The following is a 23,054-nucleotide window of genomic DNA, read 5'->3' on the forward strand; positions in this document are numbered from 1 at the left end:
GTGCTGCATGTGAAAGACGAGCTTCGGAAACTTGCGCCGCAGCTTGAACGCGAACTGATGCGTGAGGAAATCGTGATCGCGCAAGATCGCCTCGATGATCTCGGGCACGGTCTTGTTCTGATAGATGCGCGAGCGCTTGGTGATGCGCAAACGCGCAAGCGGCGATTCGACGACGACGCGATACGCGCAGAAGTCGCGCGTCTTGCGAGTTCGCGTAAAGCGCGTGATGTTGCCGTTCCACTCGCGCGGCGCGCCGTCGCCGGGTAACGGCTCGATGCTGAACGTCGCGTTGTGCCCGAGATAGTCGGCGCGCGCCAGTTCCACATTGGCGGTCAGTTCAAGCGTGATGTGATACGGACTGCCTAGCCGTTCGATCGCCTTGACGGAGATGATCGAGAGGCCATCGCTCGGCGGTGCGCCTCGCACCTTGAGATAGTAGTTCTGCCTGCCCGTGATCCAGCGCGCGAGCGCGGTGGATCGCTTTGTTTGTGCTTCCATTCGGATTCCCTGCATCGAGATGCTGTCAGGCCATGGCCTGATAAACATTCCTATCTAATCGGGCGCATACGGATTCAGCGCACGACCGGCGAAACGTAGGCGGGAATTATTTCGAGAGGAAGCAAAAAAAACCCTTAGGCCAAAGACACTGCCAAGAAGCAGCAATACAAGGTCGGATTTCTCTTAAAATGATTTCGCGCAGGTGCGACGCATAATTACATCGCTGGCGCGTGGTAGCGCCAGCCAGGACTCGGCGGTTTTGAAGACACTCTGCACCCGTGAGCCCGCGCAATGCGGGCTGACGTTCGTCGCGCTCTTTCGACATGGAGCGCAGCTAGACCACGTGCGCCATCTGACCAACGGCGCTCGATGCTTTGTCGGGCCTAAGAGCGGGACGTGGCAGAGAACCCGCGAGGGTTGCTGGCAATGGTGTAGCGTCCCGGTCTTCCAACCCTGTCATTGTTCCCACCCCCTCAACTGAGAGACAGGGGCCGGCTCTGGGTTTGTCCAAAACAGGAGCTAGACCGGTGCTACATCAAAAACAATCGGCAGTCTCACACGCATCCTCACGGCGACAACCTTCCTCAGCGTATTCCGAGCCTTCTACACTCGATCCACGTATCGCTGCCATGCGACTGCTATTTCGCACGCTTCAAAGAACCGTCGACATAATGCGCAACCATGAAGACAGCGTCTATGAAATGCGCGACGTAACAAGCGCGGCTTGTCTCAGGACCGAACTTGGCGGAATGCGCGAAAGCGTCGATGCGGCGTCTTTGCTCGACACTCCTAGTGTCTAGCAATGTGTACGCTCGCGGTATTCGACGGTCGAGAAATTCTTTTAATATTAAACTCGTAGACAAGAAAACTTACTTTCTTTGCAGCAAAGAAAGTGACCGCCGCCCCGCACAGGGGCAGTGCTAATAGACCAAAAAGAAAACGGGATCCGGCGAGAGAAAACCTCAAGCACTCGCAGCGCGCCCCACAGTACGATCCCCCTCAGAAGGCCGATAATTCAGCCGCATGGAAAGCTCGACCGCAGCGCCACATACCTTCGCGACAAGCCGCGCTTTCTCATCATCGGCGCCGATATCCGACCGCGGCACGGTCGCCGCCACCGCCGCGACGATCGCGCCGGAATGATCCCGTACGGGCGCAGTAACGACCGAAATCCCCCGCTCGAACGATGCTTCACTGAGCCCATACCCGAGCGAAGCACATTCTTCCACGCGTTCGTAAAGCTCCTCGATAGTCGCGGGCGTCCGCTCCGTATACTTCTCCAGTTGAGCCTCGGGATAAAGCGCCTTCAGCGCGGCCATCGACAAATCGCCCATCAGCACATGACCATGCACGGTCGCATGAGCAGGAAGACGCGTACCGACATGCACCTTCACCGAGCTGAACAGCGGCTCATGACTCTGCGCTTTCGCGACGAACACGACATCGCGCTGATCGCGGATCAGCAGATGCGTCGAAAGTCCGGTCGCATCGCGCAGACGTTCGAGAATCGGCGTGCCGAAATCGGTCAGCTCCAGCGAGTTGACGTACTCAAACCCAAGCCGCAGCACGGCGACGCCGAGCCGGAAACTACGATCGCCGTTCACGCGTTCGAGAAAGCCCAGCGCTTCGAGCGTTTGCAGCAGACGGAACGTCGTCGTGCGCGGAATGCCGATGCGCCGCGAGAGCTCCGGCGCGGCCAGCACCGGCTCGCGCGCCGAGAATTCGGCGAGGATGCGCAAGCCGCGTTCGAGGCCCGGCACGAGATAGCTGGAACCGCCGCCAGATGACGCGTCCTCATCCGTCGTGTCGAGAGTCTCCGCCTGAATGTCTTCCTGTTTGCTTCGTCGGGCCATGTTGGCTGTCGTTGTCGTCGTGCAATGGGCAATCATAGCGCGAGACCACGCATCGTCGGCTTTTGCCGCTCGTCATAACATGTTATATTGATTCCTTGGCGATACCTCACCGATGCTTTGACGATGAGCTTCGAAGCCACATTCTGGCTCTTTTGCACGGGCCTTGGCGCGAGCGCGGCGGGCGGCATGCTGGGCATGGCGAGCGGCCTGTTCATCGTGCCCATCCTGACGATGTTCTTCCATATCGACATGCACGCCGCCATCGGCACGAGCATCGTGTCGGTGATCGCGTGTTCCTGCGGCGGCGCAGCCGCGTTTCTGCGCGGCGGTCTGACGAACGTGCGGCTCGCCGTCGTACTCGAAACCGGCACGACGCTCGGCGCGCTGACGGGCGTGTTCGTCGCGGGCGTCGTACCGGTGGCCGCGCTCGATTTCCTCTTCGCGGGCGTGCTGCTGGTGTCGGCGTGGCAGATGTTCACCCGCCGCGAAGATCCGGCGGGCACGTCGAGGCCGATTCCATCGAACGGACTCGCCGCCGCGCTCGGCCTTCATTCCAGCTATCCCGACAGAACCTTGCGTCGCGACATCCCTTACGAAGTGCGCCGCGTGCCCGTCGGCCTCACGTTGATGTACGCGGCAGGACTCGTTTCCGCGCTGCTCGGCATCGGCAGCGGCATCCTGAAGATTCCGGCGATGGACAACGCATTGCGTCTGCCGATCAAGGTATCGACGGCGACGTCGAACTTCATGATCGGCGTCACGGCCGCCGCGAGCGCGAGCGCGTATTTTCTGCGCGGGGAGATCGTGAGCGCGATCGCGGGACCGGTCGCGCTCGGCTCGGTGATCGGCGCGATCGCGGGCGCGCGCGTGCTGATGAAAGTGCGCGGCGAGCGCCTGCGCCTGCTGTTTCTGTCGATGCTGCTGCTCGTCGCCTGTCAGATGTTCATGCAAGGCATCGGTATCGATCTGCTGCGATGAAAGACCTCACGCCGAAAACGCTCGATCGCCTGCTCGCCGGTTTTCTGCAGTGCGGCACATGGGCCGCGTGCGCGCTGATCGGCGCGGGTCTCTTCGCCGGCACGAAACTTCTGACGGCGGGCGTCGCGCTCTTCATCTTGCTGCCGGTGCTGCGCGTCGTGCTGATGCTCGCCGTGTTCGCGCGGCAACGCGATTTCCTCTACGCGACGATCGCCGCGACCGTGCTTCTCGTGATCGCGGCGGGCTGCGCGATCGGCATGCGTCTCGGGCCGCTCGCCGGGTGATGCACATCGCCACGAGCGCGCATTCGCGGTTATTCTCCCTGACGGCAGTCGATGACATTCGCCGGTTTCCTCAGGAGAAACACGCATCATGTTCGATTCGACCGATGTGCTGATCGCCGGTGCGGGGCCCGTCGGCCTCATGCTGGCTGCCGAACTGCGCCGCGATGGCGTGAACGTGCGCATCATCGATGCACACGACGAGCGCGCGTTTTTCGTGAAGGCGCTGGGCGTCACGGCGCGCACGCTTGAGATTTTCGAGGATATCGGCATCGCGCGCGACGCGATCGATGCGGGCGTGTGGCTGACCGGCGCCGACACGTATCAGGACGGCGCGCCCGCGTTCAGCGCCGAAGTGCCGCGCGCCGGGCTGCCGTACGGCGCGCTCTCGCTCGCGCAGTTCGAGACGGAACGCATTCTCGAAGCGGCGCTCGCGCGCAACGGCGGGCACGTCGAATACGGGGCGACGCTCATCGATTTCAGCGAATCGGCCGATGCCATCGACGCATGCGTACAGGACGCATGTGGCGAGAGCCGCACGGTTCGATGCCGCTGGCTCGTCGGCTGCGACGGCGCGCGCAGCACGGTGCGTCGTCATCTGAACGTCGCGTTCGAAGGAGATCAGTATCCGCAGACCTTCATGCTCGCCGATGTCGATGTCGACTGGAATCTGCCGCGCGGAAGGATGTATCGCTTCAATGTGTCGGGTGAGGACAGGGCCGCATCGACGACGCTCGCCGCGTTGCCGGTGCGCGGTTCGGTGCGTCGCTATCGTCTGTCGATGGTCCTGCTTCCCGACGATGCCGCCAGACACGCGCCGAACGCCACGCCCGCTTTCGACGAGATCGAGCGCATCATGCTGCCGGTCCTGCCGAAGGGCACGCGGCTTTCGTCGATGCGCTGGTCGTCGGTGTATCGCGTGAGTCACCGGATCGCGCAGCAGTATTCGCGCGGCCGCGTGTTTCTCGCAGGCGATGCGGCGCATATTCATCCGCCCGTCGGCGGGCAGGGCATGAACACGGGCTTGCAGGACGTCCACAATCTCGCGTGGAAACTCACGCTCGCGTCGCGCGGTCTCGCGAGTCAGACGCTGCTCGACAGTTACGAAGCGGAGCGGCGGCCAGTCGGGCTCGATGTCGTCGAATCGACGAGCCGCGCGCTGAACACGGTTCTCGCGCACGGCGAGATCAAGCCCGCGATGCGCGAGACGCAATTGCTGGTGAGTTATCGCGGCAGCAGCTCGATAGTTGCAGACGAAACCATCGACATGACGCCCGAATTGCCCGCGCCCGGGGATCGTGCACCGCAAGCCGGCGGTCTCGTGGAGGCGTTCATCGGTCATGCGCAGCGCTTGCACGATCATCTCGGACGCGGACGTCACACGCTCATCGGCTATATCGATGACGATGCCGATGGCGCACGCGTCGCCGCGTTCGCTGCAACGGTCGAAGCATGGCGCGCCGCACTCGGCACGGCGGCGAGCGCGGTGCTGATCGTGTCGCCGGACGTTGCGAAGGCGGCGTCGTTCGTGCCTGCGTGTGAAGCGTATCGGACGTTGAGCGACGAAGCGCGCGAATTCGCCGATGCCTTCGGCGCGAAGAACGGCATGGCGTGGGTCGTGCGGCCGGACGGACATATCGGTTATAGAAGCGCGCGTTGCTCGCCGGATGCGTTGATTGCATGGCTCGGACGCGTGCTCGGTTAGCGCCGGATTTCGATGACGTGCGCCTGAATCTTCCCGTCGGGATAGTCGGAGCCGAAGCGCGCGGCGATGGCTTGCGCGCATATCGATGTCGCTTCGTCCAGACTCGCGCCCGCACGCGATTCGATCTCGTTGCGCAACGGTGTGCCTTGGCAATAGGCGAGCGCGACCTCTTGCGCCGACGATGCGCGGCTGCGTCGCGTGACGGTTTCGAAACGCGGCATCGCGTCGAAGCCCGCCGATGCGAGATCGCGTGAAATCGCTCCGCGATCGAAGTAGCCGTGCGGCGTGCGCTTCATGAAAAGCGGCGGATCATCGGGAAAGAGATGGCCGAGTGCATCGGTGATCGTATTGGCAAACGTGTTCTCTCCGATGCGATCCCATATGTTAAAGAGCAGCGCGCCGCCCGGCCGCAGCACGCGACGCGCTTCTGCGAAAGCCGCGGGCTTGTCGGGAAAGAACATCGCGCCGAACTGACAGACGACGATATCGAAGCTTGCATCGTCGAAAGGCAACTGCAACGCGTTCGCCTGCCGCCATGTCACGGTGCGTCCGATGGGCGTCGTCGCGGCGCGATCGAGCATCGCCTGATTCAAATCGGTCGCGACGATATCGACATGAGCGGGCAATGCAAGCGCCATCGCGCGCGTGACGGCGCCGGTGCCCGCTGCCGTTTCCAGCACGCGCGATGGAGCGAGCGCCGCCGCGCGCGCTGCAAGATCTTCGGCGTAGGGCGCAAAGAGCATCGGCACGAGAAGCCGCTCGTAAAGCTCGGGAATCTGACCGGCGAACTGAACGTCCGTGCGAGGCATAGTCGTATTCATGCGCCGTCTCCGATCGATTATTCGCGTGAGGCCTCAACTCTTTTCACTCTACGCTGCTTTATCGCCTTGGCGGAGATGGCTACATTTCATCCTGTCGCGCCGCTCTTGCAAAACGCAACGGCGCATCCGGGCATTAAATAACCTCTTCAAGGATTCCATCATGAGCAAACTCGCAGGCAAGGTCGCGGTCGTCACGGGCGCATCGAAAGGTATCGGAGCCGGGATTGCAAAGGCGCTCGCGGCAGAAGGCGCGTCGGTCGTCGTCAATTATGCGAGCAGCAAGGCGGGCGCGGATGCAGTCGTCGCGGAGATCACGATATCGAACGGCAAGGCGATCGCCGTGGGCGGCGACGTGTCGAAAGCGGCCGATGCGCAGGGCATCGTGAATGCGGCGATCGAGACCTACGGACGCCTCGATATCCTCGTGAACAACTCGGGCGTCTATGAATTCGCCGCGCTCGAAGAGATCACCGAAGAGCACTTTCATAGACAGTTCAACATCAACGTGCTCGGCACGCTGCTGACGACGCAAGCCGCCGCGAAACACCTCGGCGAAGGCGCGAGCATCATCAACGTGAGTTCGGTCGTGACGCGTATCACGCCGCCGACGAGCGCGGTCTACAGCGGCACCAAAGGCGCCGTCGATGCGATCACGGGCGTGCTCGCACGCGAGCTGGGCGCGCGCAAGATTCGCGTGAACTCGATCAATCCGGGTGTCGTCGTGACCGAAGGCACGCATAGCGCGGGCATCATCGATTCCGACTTCGACAAGGCCGCGCTCGCGCAAACGCCGCTCGGACGTCTCGGTCAGCCGGACGATATCGCATCGATCGCGGTGTTCCTCGCATCCGACGACGCGCGCTGGATGACCGGCGAAAGTCTCATTGCAAGCGGCGGCATGCGTTAAACAGGAAGTGTATAGACGGGCGACGCCGGTTCCGTATCTGGCGTCGTTGAAAACCGCGCGGGAGAATGCATCGACATTATTTCCGCCGGAGTCCGTCGATGCCTCATACGCCGCAACTGTTCGCTTTCGCCCTGGTCGCGCTCGGCATGGCGCTCACGCCAGGGCCGAACATGGTCTATCTGATCTCGCGCTCGATCTGTCAGGGCCGTAGCGCAGGACTCATCTCGCTCGGCGGCGTCGCGCTCGGCTTCGTGGTCTACATGTTATTCGCGGCGTTCGGCATCACCGCGCTCCTCATCGCAATCCCGTTCGCCTATGACGCGTTGCGCTTCGGCGGCGCGCTCTATCTGCTCTATCTCGCGTGGCAGGCCGTGAAGCCCGGCGGACGCTCGCCGTTTCAGGTGCGCGATCTGCCGATCGACAGCCCGCGCAAGCTCTTCACGATGGGCTTCGTCACCAACCTGCTGAATCCGAAGATCGCGGTGCTGTATCTGTCGCTGTTGCCGCAGTTCATCGATCCTTCGCACGGCGGCGTGCTCGGCCAGTCGCTCGTGCTCGGCGTCGTGCAGATCATCCTCAGCATCACCGTCAATTCGATCGTCGCGATGACCGCCGGAACCATCGCGCTCTTTCTCGCGCGCAAGCCCGCATGGCTGCTGATCCAACGCTGGCTGATGGGCACGGTGCTCGCCGGCCTCGCGTTGAGAATGGCGACCGAAGCGCGCCGCTGATCCTTTCAGCCGGGTTGATCCGTATACACGCGTCCGAGCAGGTCGTCGTATTCGTCGCGACGCGCGGCGACGATCGCCCGCAGCATCCGGATGAACGCGTTGCCATCCTCGAAGTGCTGCACGAGCACGCGCGCCGTGCGCAGCGATATGAATTCGGTCATGGGTCGCGACGGCTCGTCGTCGATCCTGAAGCTGAAGCGATGCACCTCCACGGACGATACTTCCGACGGTACTTCGTGGGAGAGGATGGTGGCCCGCATTTGCGCTTCCTTCATCGTTCTTGTTATCGGTCTCGGGCATTGGGACTTCGCGCGGTTTATGCGCAAGTCGCCCGGTTTTCGGGTCTTGGCATGCAGCAATGGACATGCCGTCGACCCCCTTCGCAACAGCGGCGCGAAGGGATGCGTTAAGTACACGATGAGCGCATGTGCGGTGTCCCACAATGAATCATCGACATGAGAAGCGGTGATTCCAGTGAATCAATCGAGCGGCCGACGCCCTAAGCTGGTCCTGTATCCGACGCGCACGATGACGCCTACGCCCGGAACCAGCGAGGACGACTTTCAAATTTACGCCTCGTACCGGGGCAGCAGCGCAAGCGGTTTTTTCGGCACGCTCAAGGTCGTGCGCAAAACCGACGGCAAGCTGCTGTTTCCATTCGACGGCGCCGACAGCATCGGTCCGTTTCCGTCGAAGGCGGCCGCGGTCGCCGCCGCGCTCGACCGAGGCGACGAGCTCGTGAAGGCCGACCTGGCGCGCCCGGAGTTGTGAACGTACGGTCGTGCCGCCTAAAGGGATTGCTTTCGTACGATATTTGATTATGGTTTCCCCTGATCGTCGGCTCATTCTTCTGATGGACAATCTGCGCACAGCCTACGGGCATTCACACTGCCCGAAAGAGCAAGGGACGGTCATTAGATAAAGAGAGAGGGCACGCCATGAACCAGCCTCAGGTCACCTATCGCGGCTTCGTCATCATGCCGATGGCCGCATTCGACGGCGGTCTCTACGCCGCGATGACGATCATCTCCGACACCGGAGGGCTCCAGCGCGCGACGGGCGTGCTTGGACATTTCGCGTCCGTCGAGGAAGCCCGTGCGTTCGCGCTCGTCACGGGCAAGGACGAGGTGGACCGCCGTCTGTGGCATTCGGCAGCCGCCGCCTGAAACGATCGTTCGCATCGTTTCGAAACAAGTCGAGCGGGATCCCGCTCGTTCCTTCGACTGCGTCCGAAAGTCCGAAAATAACGGGTTTCGTACCTTGAACGCGCGTTTCGGACTGTCATACTGCAGGCATCCGTGCGTCTGTCCGTTATGGCTCGCGCACGATCTTTGCACCGGAAAAAGGCCGAACCGATGGCAACCGTCGTATACGTTTTCGAGGAAAGCAGAGGTGTACCGACCCACGAGCGCGACTTGCTGGAGATAGACTCCGCGGGTTTTCTCGTCGATATGAGCGCGGTCTTCGTCGAGCGCTGCAGCTGCACGATCGCCGCGGCTGCGCGCCCCGCGTTCCAGCGCGCGTTGCGACGGCTGCAGGCGGGCGACACGATGATCACGACGAGACTCTGGTGTCTCGGCAACAGCGTGCAGGACGTCGTCGCGACGATCGGCCTGCTGGAGCGGCGCGGCATCGCCACGATCTGTCTCGCGTACGGCAAGAGCGATCTGTGCTCGAAGGAAGGTCTCGCGTTCGTCGAGACGCTGCGGCTCGCGGAAGAGCTCGAGCGCGTCACGCGCCGCAGCCGCGCGCGCGAGGCTGCAAGCGCCGCCAAGGAGCGTGGCGTCGCGCAGGGCCGCCCGAGTTCGCTTTCTGAAGCGCAGCAACGTCAGGCGATGCTCGGTCTCGACGCCGGCCTCACCGTGACCGAGATCGCCCGCTCGCTCAACACGTCGCGGCAGACCATCATGCGCTTGCGCAACGCGCACGCCGCTCCGCCGCAAGAGCGCGCGGTGCACGCGGTCATCGAGGCTCCGGACGGACCCGAGCCGCTCGCCGCCAACGACGCGAAGTAGCGCGACGCACGGTTCGTCTCCGGGCGACGTTTCTCTCCCTGCGTGTCCTGACGCAGCGGCCGGTTTTATGCTTCCATGTCTGACGACGCGTGCCAAACGCGTCGAATTGAAACCCGCGCGCCGAATGGTCGCGTTGCGTACACTACAATCGATGCCTCAAGAGGCGCGACGCGCGTCCCGCGCCGCGTTTTCATTACAACGACATGGCTCACGAGTGAACTCAAACAATATGCGCGGTGATCGGAAACAAGGGATGAACCCGGAGGATTCGGAGACATGACCAGCAGTCGATCGAAGGCGGCGGCATCCGAGAACTTCGAACCCTTGCCTTTCGCCGTAGTTGGCATGGGCGCGTCCGCGGGCGGCATCGAAGCATTGCTCAATTTCTTCGATAACGCGCCGGCCGAAATGGACATGGCGTTCGTGGTCATCGTGCATTTGCCGGCGGATCGCCTGAGCCGCGCCGATGAAGTCCTGCAACGCGTGACGGACATGCCGGTCATGCAGGTCTCCGCGACCACGGCCATCGAGAAGAATCATATCTATATCAACGCGCCCGACAAGCATCTGGAAATGTCGGAGGGTCATCTTCGTGCGGTGGATCGCGCGGCCAACGGCGCGCCCACGACCATCGACCACTTCTTCGCCACGCTCGCGTCGGCGCACGGCACGCGTTCGATCGGCATCGTGATGTCCGGCTCGGGCTCCGATGGCGCGGCGGGACTCTCGCGCATCAAGGAGATGGGCGGCATCACCGTCGCGCAGAAACCGGAAGACGCGCATTTCGCCGAAATGCCGCAACACGCGATCACCACGCGCCAGGTCGATTTCATCCTGCCGGCGGCGGAGATGCCCGAGAAGCTGCTGGATCTCTGGAACAACGCCAAGAAAATCCACCTGCCGATCGCCGAGGCCAACGAAGCGGCCGAGAAGGAAACGCCGCCCACGGCGGGCAGCGCCGAGCGCGCGCTGGGCGATATCCTCATGCAGCTGCGCGTTCGCACCGGACACGATTTCCGTCATTACAAGCGCGCGACCATCCTGCGGCGCATCGAGCGGCGCATGCAGGTGAACGGGCTGCGCGATATCGGCGCATACCGCGATCATCTGCGCTCGAATCCGGACGAGACCACGTCGCTGCTCGCCGACATGCTGATCGGCGTGACGCAGTTCTTTCGCGATCGCGAGGCGTTCGACGCGCTGCGGCGCGATGTCGTGCCGCAGTTGCTCGACGCGACCAAGGGCGAGTCGCAGATACGCGTGTGGGTGCCCGGCTGCTCGACCGGCGAGGAAGCCTATTCGCTCGCGATCATGCTCGCGCAGGCGCGCGAAACCGCCGGTTTCGAGGCGACCTATCAGATCTTCGCCACCGATATCGACGAGCCCGCCATCGCGCAGGCGCGCAGCGGCTCCTATCTCGGCTCGATCGCGACCGATATCCCGTCTGAGCTTCTGCGCCGCTATTTCAAGCACGAAGGCGGACGCTACCAGATCGTCAAATCGGTGCGCGAGCGCATTCTGTTCGCCGCGCACAGCCTGCTGCGCGATCCGCCGTTTTCGCATCTCGATCTGATCTCCTGCCGCAACGTGCTGATCTATCTCGATCGCGCGGTGCAGCGGCAAGTGCTCGAGCTCTTTCACTTCGCGCTGCGGGCGGGCGGTTATCTCTTTCTCGGCACGGCCGAATCCGCCGATACCGCCGACGATCTTTTCACCATCGTGGACAAGAAGAGCCGCATCTATCGCGCGCGCACCGTGCTGAACCGCGTGAAGCCGCCGGTCTCGTTTCCTTCGCTCGGCCCCACGAACATCGGGCCGCGCGAAGAGCTGATGACGACCGCCGCGCCGGTGAGCATGGCCGCCGGGCCCGAAACGCCGGAGCGCCGCAGCTTCTCCTTCGCGGCGCTGCATCAGCGCGTGCTGGAAGAATATGCGCCGCCTAGCGTCGTTGTCGATCGCGATTCGAACATCGTGCATCTGTCCACGACGGCCGGGCGATTCCTGCGGCACGGCGGCGGCGAATTGTCCTCGAACATCATGGCGCTCGTGCTGCCCGAGTTGCGGCTCGACCTGCGCACGACGCTCTTTCGCGCGCATCAGACGGGCGGCAGCGTCGAGGCGCGGCGCGTCAAGCTGACTCAGGACGGCCGCGCCGTCTGGGTCAACATGACGGTGCGTCCATTTCATGACACCGGCGTGAACGCCGACTTTTTCCTCGTATTGTTCGACGAGGTGCAAGAGCACATGGCCGACGAAGGACTGCCCGAGCAACGCGGCCAGGATCCGCTCTTGTTGCAACTGGAACGCGAACTGCAGCACACGCGCGAGCAACTCGCGACGACGATCGAGCAGCATGAGACGACCGTCGAGGAACTGAAGGCGTCGAACGAGGAATTGCAGGCGATCAACGAAGAGCTGCGCTCGGCGACCGAAGAGCTCGAAAGCAGCAAGGAAGAACTGCAATCGGTGAACGAGGAACTGACCACGGTCAACGCCGAATTGCAGGCGCGCGTCGAGGACACGGCGAAGGCGAACGACGACCTGCAGAACATCATCGCGGCGACGGAAATCGCCACGGTGTTCGTCGACAAGCAGATTCGCGTCAAGCGCTTTACGACGAGCGCGACGCGCGTGTTCAAGCTGATCGACGTCGATATCGGCCGCTCGCTCTTCGACATCACGCATTCGCTGCGCTATTCCTCGCTCGCGGACGACGTGAAGCAGGCTTTCGATACGCTCAAGCTCATCGAGCGCGAAGTCGAGAGCCACGACGGCAAATGGTATCTGATGCGCCTCTTGCCGTACCGCACGGCCGATGACCGCATCGACGGCGCGGTGCTCACGCTCATCGACGTCACGGCGCGGCATGTGGCCGAAGAGACGGCGCGCATCGGCGAAGAGCGTCTGCGGCTCGTCGCGCAATCGACCGCCGACTACGCGATCATCGTGCAGGATCCGAACGGCACGATCGTCACCTGGAACGCGGGCGCGGAGCGCATCTTCGGCTTCTCGGAGAAGGAAGTCGTCGGGAGGAACATCTCGCTCATCTACTCGCCCGAAGACCGCGCGGCGAACGTGCCGGCGAACGAGCGCGAACTCGCGGAACGCGACGGACGCGCCGACGACGAACGCTGGCACATCACGCGCGACGAACGCCGCGTGTATTGCAGCGGCGTGGTGACGCCGATCTCCGATCCGTCGTTCACGGGTTACGCGAAGATCGCGCGCGATCTGACCGAGCGCAAGATGCGCGAGGACGCCAACCGCGAAGCGCTCGCGCACGAGCACGCCGAGCGCGAGAAGGCGTCGCTGTCGAACCAGTTGAAGGACGACTTCATCGCGATGCTGTCGCACGAACTCAAGCATCCGCTGAATCTCATCGGCATGAAGGCGGAAATCCTGCCGCGCCTGCCGGAAACGCGCGGTATCGAAGTGGTGCAGGAAACCGCCGATTCGATCCGCCGCGCGGTGCGCGGGCAGGCGCAGATCATCGACGATCTGCTGGATCTTTCGCGCGTTCGCACCGGCAAGCTCGCGCTGAGCATCGCGCCGGTGGATGTCGCGGGCGTACTCGCGCGCATCGCGGATGTCGCCGAAACGGAAGCCGTGCAACGTGGAATCGCGCTGCTCGCGAGCAATCGCGCGGAGCCGATCTACGCATTCGCCGATTCTGTGCGTTGCGAGCAGATTCTCTGGAACCTCGTTTCCAATGCGCTGAAGTTCACGGATCGCGGCGGTTCCGTCGATCTGCGGATCGCGCGCGACGGCGGCATGGTGCGTATCGATGTCGTGGATACCGGGCAGGGCATCGAGGCGTCCGCTCTGCCGCATATCTTCGACATGTACCGGCAAGGCGGGCGCAATCCGACATCGTCCGGGCTCGGCATCGGCCTTGCACTCGCGAAGCAGCTCGTCGACATGCACGGCGGGCGCATCGAGGCGCGTTCCGATGGCCTCGGCCGCGGCACGACGGTCTCGGTCTGGCTGCCCGCCGCCGCGACGCAACAGGCCGTGCCGCCGCGCAGCGAGGACCGCGCGCGGCCCGTCAGCGGCGCGCGCCTTTTGCTCGTCGACAACGACGTCGAAGCGACCGCATCGTTCGCCGCGCTGCTCGAGCTCGAGCAGGCGTCGGTGCAGATCGCATCGAGCGCCGAGCAGGGTCTCGAACTGCTCGGCAAGGGTTCCGTGGATGCGGTGATATCGGATATCCAGTTGCCCGGCATCGACGGCTACACGTTCATCAGGCGCGTGCGCGCAGACGCGACGCTCGCGGATGTGAAGGCGATCGCCCTGACGGGGTTCGGCCGCGACGAGGATAAACGCGCGGCGCGTCAGGCGGGCTTCGACGCGCATCTGACCAAGCCGGTTGATTTTTCGGAGCTGCTTCATACACTCGATGTATTGCTCGAGCCGGGGCGCGAGAAGGAGCGCGGCGGCTGAAGCACCGGCCCCGGTCCGCCGATTGCTTCCCAGATCAGACAGGAGGCGCTATGGCTGAACGGGACATCGTGGTGATCGGTGCATCGAGAGGCGGTTTTCAGGGACTCAGGGCGCTCGTTAGCGCGCTTCCCGCCGATCTTCCGGCTGCGGTGTTCGTCGTGCTGCATATCGGCCGTCACGCCAGCATGCTGCCGGACCTGCTCACGAGTTGGGGACGGTTGATCGCGCGTTATGCAACGCATGGCGAAAAGGTCGAACATGGAACCATCCGCGTAGCGCCGCCGGACCGGCATCTCGTGTTGTCGAAAGGGCGCGTGTGGCTCAGCGAGGGTGCGAAGGAAAACTTCTCGCGGCCCGCCGCCGATCCGCTGTTTCGCAGTGCCGCGATGGAATACGGGGCGCGTGTCGTCGGCGTCGTGATGAGCGGCGATCTCGACGATGGCGCTGCCGGTCTCGCCAACATCCGCGCCCAACGCGGTTTCGCCATCGTGCAGAATCCGGACGATTGCGAAGCGCCGAGCATGCCGCGTGCCGCACTCGAATCGTGCGGCGCCGACTTGCTGTGTGTCGAGCGCGAACTCTCGCGGTGCATTCAGGCGGCGGTGCACGGGATGTCGTCCGACGAAGCTTCCGAGGGAGCGCAGATGAACAAGAACGTGTTCGAGAAAGAGGCTCGCCTCGCAGCCAGCCGCCTGTCGGATATCGATTCGCTCGACGAAGTCGGCGAGCGGTCGGCGCTGACATGTCCCGATTGCGGCGGCGCGCTGTGGCGCATCAAGGACGATCATCCGATGCGCTATCGCTGCCATACCGGACATGCGTTCACCGGGCTGTCGCTGGAGGAGGGCATCGAAGCGCGTTCGGAGACGGCGATCTGGTCGGCCATGCGCGCGGTGCACGAGCGCGTCATCTTCGCGAAAGAGCGGCAGCGCTGGGCGGAGCGGTCGGGCAATGAAGATCAGATAAAAATCGAGCAGGCGCGCATCGACGAAGCGGAACGTCTCGTCGAATTGTTGCGCGAAGCGGTGCAGACAGCATCTTCATCCGCGAACTGACGAACTGACGGGAAACGGAGGATCGAATGGATCTCGAAGCGGAGAGCCTGGCGCTTGTCCAGGCTGATCGCGATATCAACGAAGGCAAGGAACGCATCGAGCGTCAGCGCAAGATCATCGAGCAACTGCGCTCCGGCGGACACGACACGACGGATGCGGTCAGGCTGCTCAGCACGCTCGAAGACACGCTGACGGCCATGATGCAGCATCGCTCGCTCATTGTCGCTCGCATCGCGCAGTGGAAGAGCGGGATCTTAACGTAGGACGTGCTCCGCGCGGGGTCTGTCGGCGGCGATGCAGCGTGCCGACGCCGCGACACGCGCGTGCGGCGATGCACTCGCGCATACGCGCCATGACGAGCGAATTGAGGCTGGGCGAGCGTGCCGCGCGTGCCTTGCGTCGCGGCTCCCTGGATAGCGAAGCGTGCACGTCGTGAGCGAATTTTTGCAGCGCATCCGCCGATCCGCTGACGCTCATGTACGCCTGCTGTCCGATCCTGCCGTCGAGCAGAACGGTCATTCCGGATTCACGGGCCAGCTTCAACATGTCGGATTGCATGATTGTTCGGGCTCATCGCCCGCTCTTGTCGTTGGCTTCGCGCGGGTTTGCGCGAAGCCTTTCATGCTTTCAAAACAGCATTCGCTGTGCCCCGGCCGCGCTAAATAATCGGCTTGCCGCCCGTTACCGCGATGGTCGCGCCTGATATGTAGCTCGCCTCGTCCGATGCCAGCATCACATAAGGCGCCGCGAGTTCCGCAGGCTGTCCGGGGCGCTTCATCGGCACCTGCTTGCCGAAGTTCTCGACGCTCGAAGGCGGCATCGTCGATGGAATCAGCGGCGTCCAGATCGGCCCCGGCGCCACGCAGTTCGCGCGTATGCCGCGCTCGGCCAGCAGTTGCGCAAGCCCGCCCGTGAAGTTCTGGATCGCGCCCTTCGTGCTCGCATACGCGATCAGTCCGGGATTCGGCGCATCGGCATTGACGGACGTCGTGTTGACGATCGAACTGCCTTCTTTCATATGCGCGAGCGCGGCCTTCGTGATGCGGAACATCGCGCCGATATTCGTCGAATAGGTCTTGTCCCATTCGTCGTCGCTGATGTCTTCGAGCTTGTCGTAAGTCGCCTGATACGCCGCGTTGTTCACGAGCACGTCGATGCGCCCGAACGTTTCGGCCGTCTTCGCGACGATCTGCTTGCAATGCTCGCGATCCGTGATATCGCCGGGCAGAAGCAGCGCGCGGCGTCCGGCTTTCTCGACCCAGCGCTTCGTTTCCTCGGCGTCGTCATGCTCGTTGAGATAGGAGATGGCGACGTCCGCGCCTTCGCGCGCATAGGCGATCGCCACCGCGCGGCCGATGCCGCTGTCCGCGCCCGTGATGAGCGCGACTTTGCCGGCGAGCCGGTTGCTGCCCTTGTAGCTCGATTCGCCGTGATCGGGCGGCGGGTCCATCGGGCCGGTGAGTCCCGGGCGATTGTCCTGCTGTTGCGCCGGCATCGGCGGGCGTGGGTATCCGCTATCGGTGGTATTGCTCATGTCGTGCTCCTTACGCTGCCGCTTCAAGAACGACCGTGGCCCGGCTTTCCCTGAGGGCGCCTGTACGAGCGGCGCTGCGCGCTCTTTCATTGACGAGTGTTTTCATTCACGACTCCGGTGCTGGTTAGAAAGACGACCGCATGCGCGGTCATGCGGTCGTGTCAGCATCGAGCGTTCCAGGAATCGAAACACGGCGTGCGGAATCCGCGCCTTACGACGCGCGAAGAGCGGTAATGGCGATCAGTGGTCCGCTTCGTCGACTTCCTTGACCACGGTCTTGCGAAGCTGATCGAGCGCGCGCAGGCTGGTGATGAGATTGCGCAACAGGCTTTCCGAGTCGTCGGTGTTCCATCCGCACTGTCGGAGCGATTCGAGGCGTTCCGTCTGCTCGACGATGCGCCGCCCGCAATTCTCGATATGCAGGTCAAGACGTGCGAGTTCCTCTAAAGCTCTGGTGTTGGCCATGGCGGACGTTCGCGTAGTAGGAAATTTTGTCCAGTCAACCATGGTACAACGCGCCGCGAATCGCCGATGCGGCGCAGTGAATCGGTCACTTTCGCTTCGTCAATTCAAGGTTGCGCGCGCTTCGAGACCGCATCGCGCATGCTGCGCACGTCGCGCGTCGTGACAGGCGAAGCATCGTTGCCCCATGCCGAGCGGACGAAGGTCAGCACGCGGGCGATTTCCGTATCGGTGAGCTTGTCGGCGAACGCGGGCATCTTCTTCGGCTGCGGCCCATGTTCCGTGGATGGCGCGTTGCCGCCCTGCAGCACCATCCGCACGAGCGAATCGGGCTTCTCCGACAGCACGGCCGGATTGCCCGCAAGCCGCGGATACTTGAACGCTTCACCCGCGCCGTCGCTCTTGTGACAGCGCGCGCATGCGCTTTGATAGAGACCCGCGCCGGGACGCTCGTCGTCGCCGGTGCGCAATGCGGCCACGCTCTGTTGCGCCGCGCGCGAGCGCGCATCGTAGGTGCCGCCGTTTCCGTTCGCCGGCAGGCTCTTCAGATACGACGCGATCGCGAGCAGATCCTGATCGTCGAGATATTGCGTGCTGTCTTCGACCACCTGCACCATGCTGCCGAAGGTGGCGAGACCCGCGCCGTGCCCCGTCTTGAGAAACGCGGCGATGTCGTCGGGTGCAATGCGTCCCAGTCCCGCGCCCGATACGCCGGTCAGGTTCGGCGCGTACCAGTGATCGTTGGTGCCGCCCGTGAGATACGTCCGCGACGATTCGGTATAGCCGCGTTCGTTATAGGCAGGTCCGCGCGGCGTATGGCACGCGCCGCAGTGCCCGAGCGATTGCACGAGATAGGCGCCGCGATTCCATTGCGCTTCGCGCTTCGGATCGGGCGTGAACGGTTCCGTCGGCCTGAAGGCCAGATTCCAGAAGACGAGCGCCCAGCGCTGGCTGAACGGAAACGGCAGATGCGTTTCGGGCGCGGCTTGCGCGACGGGTTCCACGCCGTGCATGAAATAGGCATAGAGCGCGCGCATGTCGCCGTCGCTGATCTTCGAGAACGATGGATAAGGCATCGCCGGATAAAGATGCTTGCCGCCCGGCGCGACGCCTTCACGCAACGCGCGCGCGAAGTCCTCGTAGCTATAACGCCCGATGCCATGTTGCGGGTCCGGCGTGATGTTGCTCGACCAGATCGTGCCGAAGGGCGAGCCCATCGGCAGGCCGCCCGCGAACGGATGCGGCTGCGGTTTGCCGGGCGCGGGCGGCGCGGTATGACAGCCGGCGCAATCGGCGGCCTTCGCGAGATACGCGCCGCGCGTGACGAGATCGGGCGTCTGTCCGCGAGCGAGCGGCATCGATGCGATCAGCGTGAAAGCGCAGAAGAGCGCGCGGCGTCGGAACGTCGTCACGATCAGCGTCCTCCACATGGCGACACGAGCAGCCACGCGAGATCCGTCGCGATCAGCGCGAACACGAAGAGCGCGCTCGCAAGCGCCCCCGCCCGCGCGATGAACGCATCGCGGGCCGCATGTCTGTCGATCGTTCCATGCTCTTTCAGCGTCGATGCAAGCTCGCCCGTACGCCGCCAGTTGCGCCACGCGACGACGCCGCCCGCGACGCCCAGCAGCAACGCGACCAGCGCCAGCAGCACGATGCCGTGCTCGAGCCAAGGCATCGCGGGCGCGTTCACCGGACGCTCATGCGGGAAGCAGCCCCACGCGGCGATGGTCTGCGCGAGCGTCGTCTGCGTCATCCACGCGGCGGGTGCGAGCAGGAGACCGATCGCGAGCGCCATGCCGCCCGGACGCACGGGATGCCGCTTTTCGTCGATGGGCGATGCATCGTTCATTTCATTTCGCCAGCACGTAGGGCGACAGATACAGCGTCGCGAAAATGAAGAGCCATACGACATCGACGAAATGCCAATACAAGCCGCCGATGGTCAGCGCCGCCGAACGCGCCCGGTCGAAGTAGCCGAGCGCGGTCCATAGCAGCAGGAACGCGAGCACGACGAGGCCGACGAGCACATGCATCATGTGAAAGCCGGTGATCGTGAAGTAGAGCGAGCCGTAGAGATGCGTCGTCAGGCCGTAGGGATGATCGGCCCATTCCTTGAGTTGTATGCCGACGAAGATCGCCCCGAGCGCGAGCGCGATAGCGAGCATCAGCACGCCCATGCCGCGTTTTCCGCGCCGCACGAAGCGCTCGCTTGCCCATACGAACACGCTGCTCGACAACAGAATGCAGGTGTTCGCGATGCCGAGGCCGAGCTTCGGCATGCCTTCGGGCGGCCAGTGTTGTGTCGTCTGCGAAGCGAGATACAGATACGAGAAGATCAGATAGCCGAAGAGCGCCGCTTCGGTCGCGACGAGCGTGAGACATCCCCACCATCCGCCCGACCGTTCGCCCGGACTGCCGATGGGCAGACGCGCGCGTTCGGGCAACGCTTCCGCGAAATCGCTCATGGTGTCGCTCCGGTTTCGTGCGGCTCGGGCGTCGTCGCGCTGGCCGAGTTCGCGGCGCGGCCACAACCATACGACGATGGCCGCGCCGCATCCGATCAACCCGAGCGCCGCGAGCCACCATGCGGTCAATGCGAGGCCCGAGAAGAACACCAGCGACGCGACGCCGAGCCAGAAAGGCGCATACGAGTCTTCCGGCATCTTGAGAATCACGTCGGGATCGCCGTCGAGCGCGGTGGTGCCGAGCGCCTCGCGTCCCTTGTCGAGGATGTACCCTTCGTCGAGCCGCGAACGCATCTTGCCGGAAATGCGTTCCTCCCATAGCGGATGACGGCTCGCGATGCGCGGCGCGATCGCGAAGTTATACGGCGGCGGCGGCGATGAAGTCGCCCATTCGAGCGTGGGCGCATCCCAGGGGTTATCGCCCGCAACGGGACCGCGCCGCAGGCTGTACACGAAGTCCCACACGAAGATCAGCACGCCGAACGCGAACAGGAACGCGCCGATCGACGTAATCATGTTGACCGTGTTCCAGCCCATGTCGGGCGCGTAGGTATAGATGCGTCGCGGCATGCCGAGCAAACCCGCGATATGCATCGGAAAGAACGCGATATTGAAGCCCGTGAACAGAATCCAGAAGCCGATGCGCCCGATCCTCTCGCTCATCATGCGCCCGGTGAATTTCGGGAACCAGAAGTAGATGCCGCCGATAACGGGAAACACGTTGATGCCGAGTAGCACGTAATGCAGATGCGCGACGACGAAATAGGTATCCGTGAGTTGCCAGTCGAAAGGCACCGCTGCGGTGAGCACGCCCGACAATCCGCCGATCACGAAGAGAAACACGAAGCCCGCGAAATACAGAAAAGGCACGCGAAACACGGGACGTCCCGTCCATATCGTCGCGATCCATGCGAACGTCGCGACCGCGCTCGGTATCGCGATCACCATGCTCGCCGCGCCGAAGAACGACAGCGCGAGCGCGGGAATGCCCGTCGCGAACATGTGATGGATCCATACGACGAAGCCTATGACCATCGTCGCGACGGTCGACAGCGCGACCGGCAGATAGCCGACCAGCGGCCTGCGGCAGAAGACCGGGAGCGCATCGGAGACGATGCCCATCGCGGGCAGCACCACGGCATACACCCACGGATGCGCGAAGATCCAGAAGAGATGCTGCCAGAGCAGCGCGCGGCCGCCGTTGACGACGTCGAAGAAATGCGTGCCGATGCGCCGGTCAAGCCACAACAGAAAGAACGCGAGACTCACCGATGGCACTGCAAGCAGGTTGCCGCCCGATGCGGTGAGCGTGCCCCACACGAGCACCGGCACGCGATCGAGCGACATGCCCGGCGCGCGCATGCGCAGGAACGTGACCACGAAGTTCATCGAGCCGACTGTCGTCGAGATGCCGAGCAGCACCATGCCGAGCGCATAGACATCGATGTTGGGACCGGTGTTGTAAGTGAGACCGGCAAGCGGCGCATAGTTGAACCAGCCGGCGTTGGGCGCTTCGCCGAACGGAAAGCTCGCATACAGAAAGAGTCCGGCGAAAAGAAAGATCCAGTACGACAGCGCATTCAGGCGCGGAAACGCCATGTCGCGCGCGCCGAGTATCAGCGGCCACAGATAGTTGGAGAAGCCGGAGAGCACGGGCAACGCGTAAAGGAAGATCATCGTCACGCCGTGCATCGTGAAGAGCTGGTTGTATTGCTCGGGCGTGAGCAGCGTCGAGTCCGGGCGCGCAAGCTGCACGCGCATGATGAGCGCCTCGATGCCGCCCGCGATCAGAAACGCAAACGCGGTGAGGAGATAGCGCAAGCCGATGCTTTTATGATCGACGGTCGAAAGCCAGCCGCGCCATCCCGGTGGCGTTTCCCATGTCTCGCGCAGCTTGCGTTCTTCGGCGCTGCCGGGTTCGATGCGGCCGATCGCGAGCGTGCGTTGCAGCGGCGGCGGGGACGTGGCGTGTTCGGTCATTGCAGTGTCCGAAGATAAGCGGAGAGCGCGGCGGCTTCGGCCGCTGTGAGCGCGATCGATGGCATCAGCGAATCCGGTTTGATGCGCTGTGCATGGCGTATCCAGTCGAGTTGATTCGATTCGGTGTTCGGCAACGTGCCGGCGGCGATGAGCCTGCGCGAATTCAGATGCGTGAGATCGGGCGCTTGCGTGCCGTTCGCATCGCTGCCGCGCACGGCGTGACAGCCCGCGCAGCGATCGAGAAAGAGTCGCTGCCCGGCGCTCGCGGTGGCGTCGGCGGCATGCGGGCGCGCTTGCGCCGCGTACCACGCATCGAATTGAGCACGCGGTTCCGCGATCACTTCGAAGGCCATATGCGCGTGTTGCGCGCCGCAAAACTGCGAGCATTGCCCGCGATACACGCCCGCGCGATCCGCCTGAATCCATTGCTCGTTGACGACACCCGGTATCGTCTGAGTCTTGCCCGCGAGACGCGGCACCCAGAACGCATGAATGACATCGGCGCTGCGCAATTCGATTTTCACAGGCTCGCCGACCGGTATGTGAATCTCGTTGGCCGTGGTCACGCCCGCATAGTCGATCTTCCACCACCAGTCGTAGGCCGTGACCGCGATGGTCAGCGCGGGCTCCTTTCTCGGCGACGCGACCGATTCGAGCGTCACGAGCACATAGGCGAGCGCGACGAAAAGCGCGACCGACGAGATGCCCGTGCCGATCCAGACCCAGCGCATGCCGCCGCCTTCGCCCTGCACGTGCGATGCATCGCGCTTCGTGGGCGGCGGACGCTTGCGGATGATCGCGCCGACGAGCAATGCGCTCACGATCAGCGCGACGGCGACGGCCAGTGCCGCGAGCGCCCAGCCGAGACGCATCGTCGGCGTGGCGGCGGGACCGTCGGCGTGAAGGAAGTAATTGAGCGGCGCGTCGGCGCGCGCGCTCGCGTGACAAACGAATGCGGCGAGAAAAGCGATCATGGCGCGGGTGCTACGGCTGGCACAATGGATCGCTTTGTGCGTAGCAGGCATCCGCATGTATCTCCTTGAAAGATTGGCTCGCAGTGAGGTTCCGGCACGCCAGACGGGCGCGCGGGGCTTCGTTCCCCGAGCAATCCACGATCCCAACGATAGCCTTACGGCGCAACGCATGTAATGCGCTTTATTTCGCGAAGCGTTTTCATCAGTCCAATGGATCTTATCGATTCGATAAGTATTCTTCGCCGATTCACTCGCAATGCTTGAATAAGCGCGCACCGACGTTATGATGTACTAACGTATTTGCGACATGCATGTCCATGCATGTTCGTGTCTTTCGATGGTTTCCGATTCT

At 63.4% G+C, this 23,054-nt stretch carries 21 protein-coding genes; 11 read left to right on the top strand and 10 right to left on the bottom strand.

Annotation, left to right across the window (positions count from 1 at the left end):
• Together QCE58_RS15305 and QCE58_RS15310 are read right to left on the bottom strand one after the other, a co-directional pair.
• Positions 1-498 (bottom strand): phage late control D family protein (locus tag QCE58_RS15305; RefSeq protein WP_309779827.1); only part of this gene is annotated, 498 nt, incomplete at its 3' end.
• A gap of 962 nt (positions 499-1,460) precedes the next feature.
• Positions 1,461-2,351 (bottom strand): IclR family transcriptional regulator, encoded by an 891-nt coding sequence (locus QCE58_RS15310; RefSeq protein ID WP_008345979.1) that lies wholly within the window; start codon positions 2,349-2,351, stop codon positions 1,461-1,463.
• Between the two features lie 123 nt (positions 2,352-2,474).
• Here QCE58_RS15310 and QCE58_RS15315 point away from each other — a divergent pair, with 123 nt between their 5' ends.
• The 3 genes from QCE58_RS15315 (at position 2,475) to QCE58_RS15325 (ending at position 5,315) form a co-directional block, all read left to right on the top strand.
• A complete protein-coding gene (locus tag QCE58_RS15315) occupies positions 2,475-3,329 on the top strand; it encodes a sulfite exporter TauE/SafE family protein (RefSeq protein WP_309779830.1) in 855 nt (284 codons plus the stop codon).
• Positions 3,326-3,613: a DUF1634 domain-containing protein gene (locus QCE58_RS15320; protein ID WP_250520168.1), complete on the top strand. Its 288-nt coding sequence runs from the start codon at positions 3,326-3,328 to the stop codon at positions 3,611-3,613. The genes QCE58_RS15315 and QCE58_RS15320 overlap by 4 nt, the downstream gene beginning before the upstream one ends.
• A gap of 88 nt (positions 3,614-3,701) precedes the next feature.
• Entirely contained in the window at positions 3,702-5,315 is a 1,614-nt protein-coding gene (locus QCE58_RS15325) for an FAD-dependent monooxygenase (RefSeq protein ID WP_250522375.1), read from the top strand.
• Here QCE58_RS15325 and QCE58_RS15330 read toward each other — a convergent pair.
• A complete protein-coding gene (locus tag QCE58_RS15330; RefSeq protein ID WP_250522374.1) occupies positions 5,312-6,136 on the bottom strand; it encodes a class I SAM-dependent methyltransferase in 825 nt (274 codons plus the stop codon). The two genes, QCE58_RS15325 and QCE58_RS15330, sit on opposite strands and share 4 nt — an antisense overlap.
• A 160-nt stretch (positions 6,137-6,296) precedes the next feature.
• Here QCE58_RS15330 and QCE58_RS15335 point away from each other — a divergent pair, with 160 nt between their 5' ends.
• Entirely contained in the window at positions 6,297-7,043 is a 747-nt protein-coding gene (locus QCE58_RS15335; RefSeq protein ID WP_250522373.1) for a glucose 1-dehydrogenase, read from the top strand.
• Between the two features lie 98 nt (positions 7,044-7,141).
• Complete coding sequence (locus QCE58_RS15340; RefSeq protein WP_239295444.1) at positions 7,142-7,774, top strand: LysE family translocator; 633 nt, start codon at positions 7,142-7,144, stop codon at positions 7,772-7,774.
• A gap of 5 nt (positions 7,775-7,779) precedes the next feature.
• On the opposite strand, the gene QCE58_RS15345 is transcribed toward QCE58_RS15340, so the two are convergent.
• A complete protein-coding gene (locus QCE58_RS15345) occupies positions 7,780-8,034 on the bottom strand; it encodes a hypothetical protein (RefSeq protein WP_250441584.1) in 255 nt (84 codons plus the stop codon).
• Between the two features lie 268 nt (positions 8,035-8,302).
• Here QCE58_RS15345 and QCE58_RS15350 point away from each other — a divergent pair, with 268 nt between their 5' ends.
• From QCE58_RS15350 to QCE58_RS15375, 6 genes are all read left to right on the top strand, one after another.
• The gene (locus QCE58_RS15350; RefSeq protein WP_033536913.1) at positions 8,303-8,545 is read left to right on the top strand and encodes a DUF6723 family protein; all 243 of its coding nucleotides are present in this window, start codon (positions 8,303-8,305) and stop codon (positions 8,543-8,545) included.
• A 167-nt stretch (positions 8,546-8,712) separates the two neighbouring features.
• Positions 8,713-8,940: a hypothetical protein gene (locus tag QCE58_RS15355; protein WP_250522372.1), complete on the top strand. Its 228-nt coding sequence runs from the start codon at positions 8,713-8,715 to the stop codon at positions 8,938-8,940.
• 189 nt (positions 8,941-9,129) lie between these two features.
• A complete protein-coding gene (locus QCE58_RS15360; RefSeq protein ID WP_051078960.1) occupies positions 9,130-9,789 on the top strand; it encodes a recombinase family protein in 660 nt (219 codons plus the stop codon).
• 276 nt (positions 9,790-10,065) lie between these two features.
• Positions 10,066-14,229, top strand: coding sequence for a CheR family methyltransferase (locus QCE58_RS15365; RefSeq protein WP_250522371.1), 4,164 nt, complete (start codon positions 10,066-10,068; stop codon positions 14,227-14,229).
• Between the two features lie 50 nt (positions 14,230-14,279).
• On the top strand, positions 14,280-15,284 hold the full coding sequence (locus tag QCE58_RS15370) for a chemotaxis protein CheB (RefSeq protein WP_008345959.1): 1,005 nt from the start codon (positions 14,280-14,282) through the stop codon (positions 15,282-15,284).
• A 26-nt stretch (positions 15,285-15,310) separates the two neighbouring features.
• Positions 15,311-15,547 (top strand): hypothetical protein, encoded by a 237-nt coding sequence (locus QCE58_RS15375; protein ID WP_008345957.1) that lies wholly within the window; start codon positions 15,311-15,313, stop codon positions 15,545-15,547.
• 395 nt (positions 15,548-15,942) lie between these two features.
• On the opposite strand, the gene QCE58_RS15380 is transcribed toward QCE58_RS15375, so the two are convergent.
• The 6 genes from QCE58_RS15380 to coxB all read right to left on the bottom strand — a co-directional run bounded on the left by QCE58_RS15380 (position 15,943) and on the right by coxB (position 22,702).
• Positions 15,943-16,818: a glucose 1-dehydrogenase gene (locus QCE58_RS15380; protein WP_175981939.1), complete on the bottom strand. Its 876-nt coding sequence runs from the start codon at positions 16,816-16,818 to the stop codon at positions 15,943-15,945.
• 240 nt (positions 16,819-17,058) lie between these two features.
• Positions 17,059-17,283 (bottom strand): hypothetical protein, encoded by a 225-nt coding sequence (locus QCE58_RS15385; protein ID WP_250441582.1) that lies wholly within the window; start codon positions 17,281-17,283, stop codon positions 17,059-17,061.
• A 104-nt stretch (positions 17,284-17,387) separates the two neighbouring features.
• On the bottom strand, positions 17,388-18,710 hold the full coding sequence (locus tag QCE58_RS15390) for a c-type cytochrome (protein ID WP_409014132.1): 1,323 nt from the start codon (positions 18,708-18,710) through the stop codon (positions 17,388-17,390).
• The gene (locus tag QCE58_RS15395; protein WP_008345953.1) at positions 18,695-19,132 is read right to left on the bottom strand and encodes a hypothetical protein; all 438 of its coding nucleotides are present in this window, start codon (positions 19,130-19,132) and stop codon (positions 18,695-18,697) included. The genes QCE58_RS15390 and QCE58_RS15395 overlap by 16 nt, the downstream gene beginning before the upstream one ends.
• A 1-nt stretch (position 19,133) precedes the next feature.
• The gene (gene ctaD, locus QCE58_RS15400) at positions 19,134-21,728 is read right to left on the bottom strand and encodes a cytochrome c oxidase subunit I (RefSeq protein ID WP_250522370.1); all 2,595 of its coding nucleotides are present in this window, start codon (positions 21,726-21,728) and stop codon (positions 19,134-19,136) included.
• Positions 21,725-22,702 (bottom strand): cytochrome c oxidase subunit II, encoded by a 978-nt coding sequence (gene coxB, locus QCE58_RS15405; protein ID WP_250441579.1) that lies wholly within the window; start codon positions 22,700-22,702, stop codon positions 21,725-21,727. Before coxB ends, ctaD begins: the two co-directional genes overlap by 4 nt.
• Positions 22,703-23,054: the final 352 nt, after the last annotated feature.

This window comes from Caballeronia sp. LZ028 (assembly GCF_031451415.1).
Taxonomy (GTDB): domain Bacteria; phylum Pseudomonadota; class Gammaproteobacteria; order Burkholderiales; family Burkholderiaceae; genus Caballeronia; species Caballeronia zhejiangensis.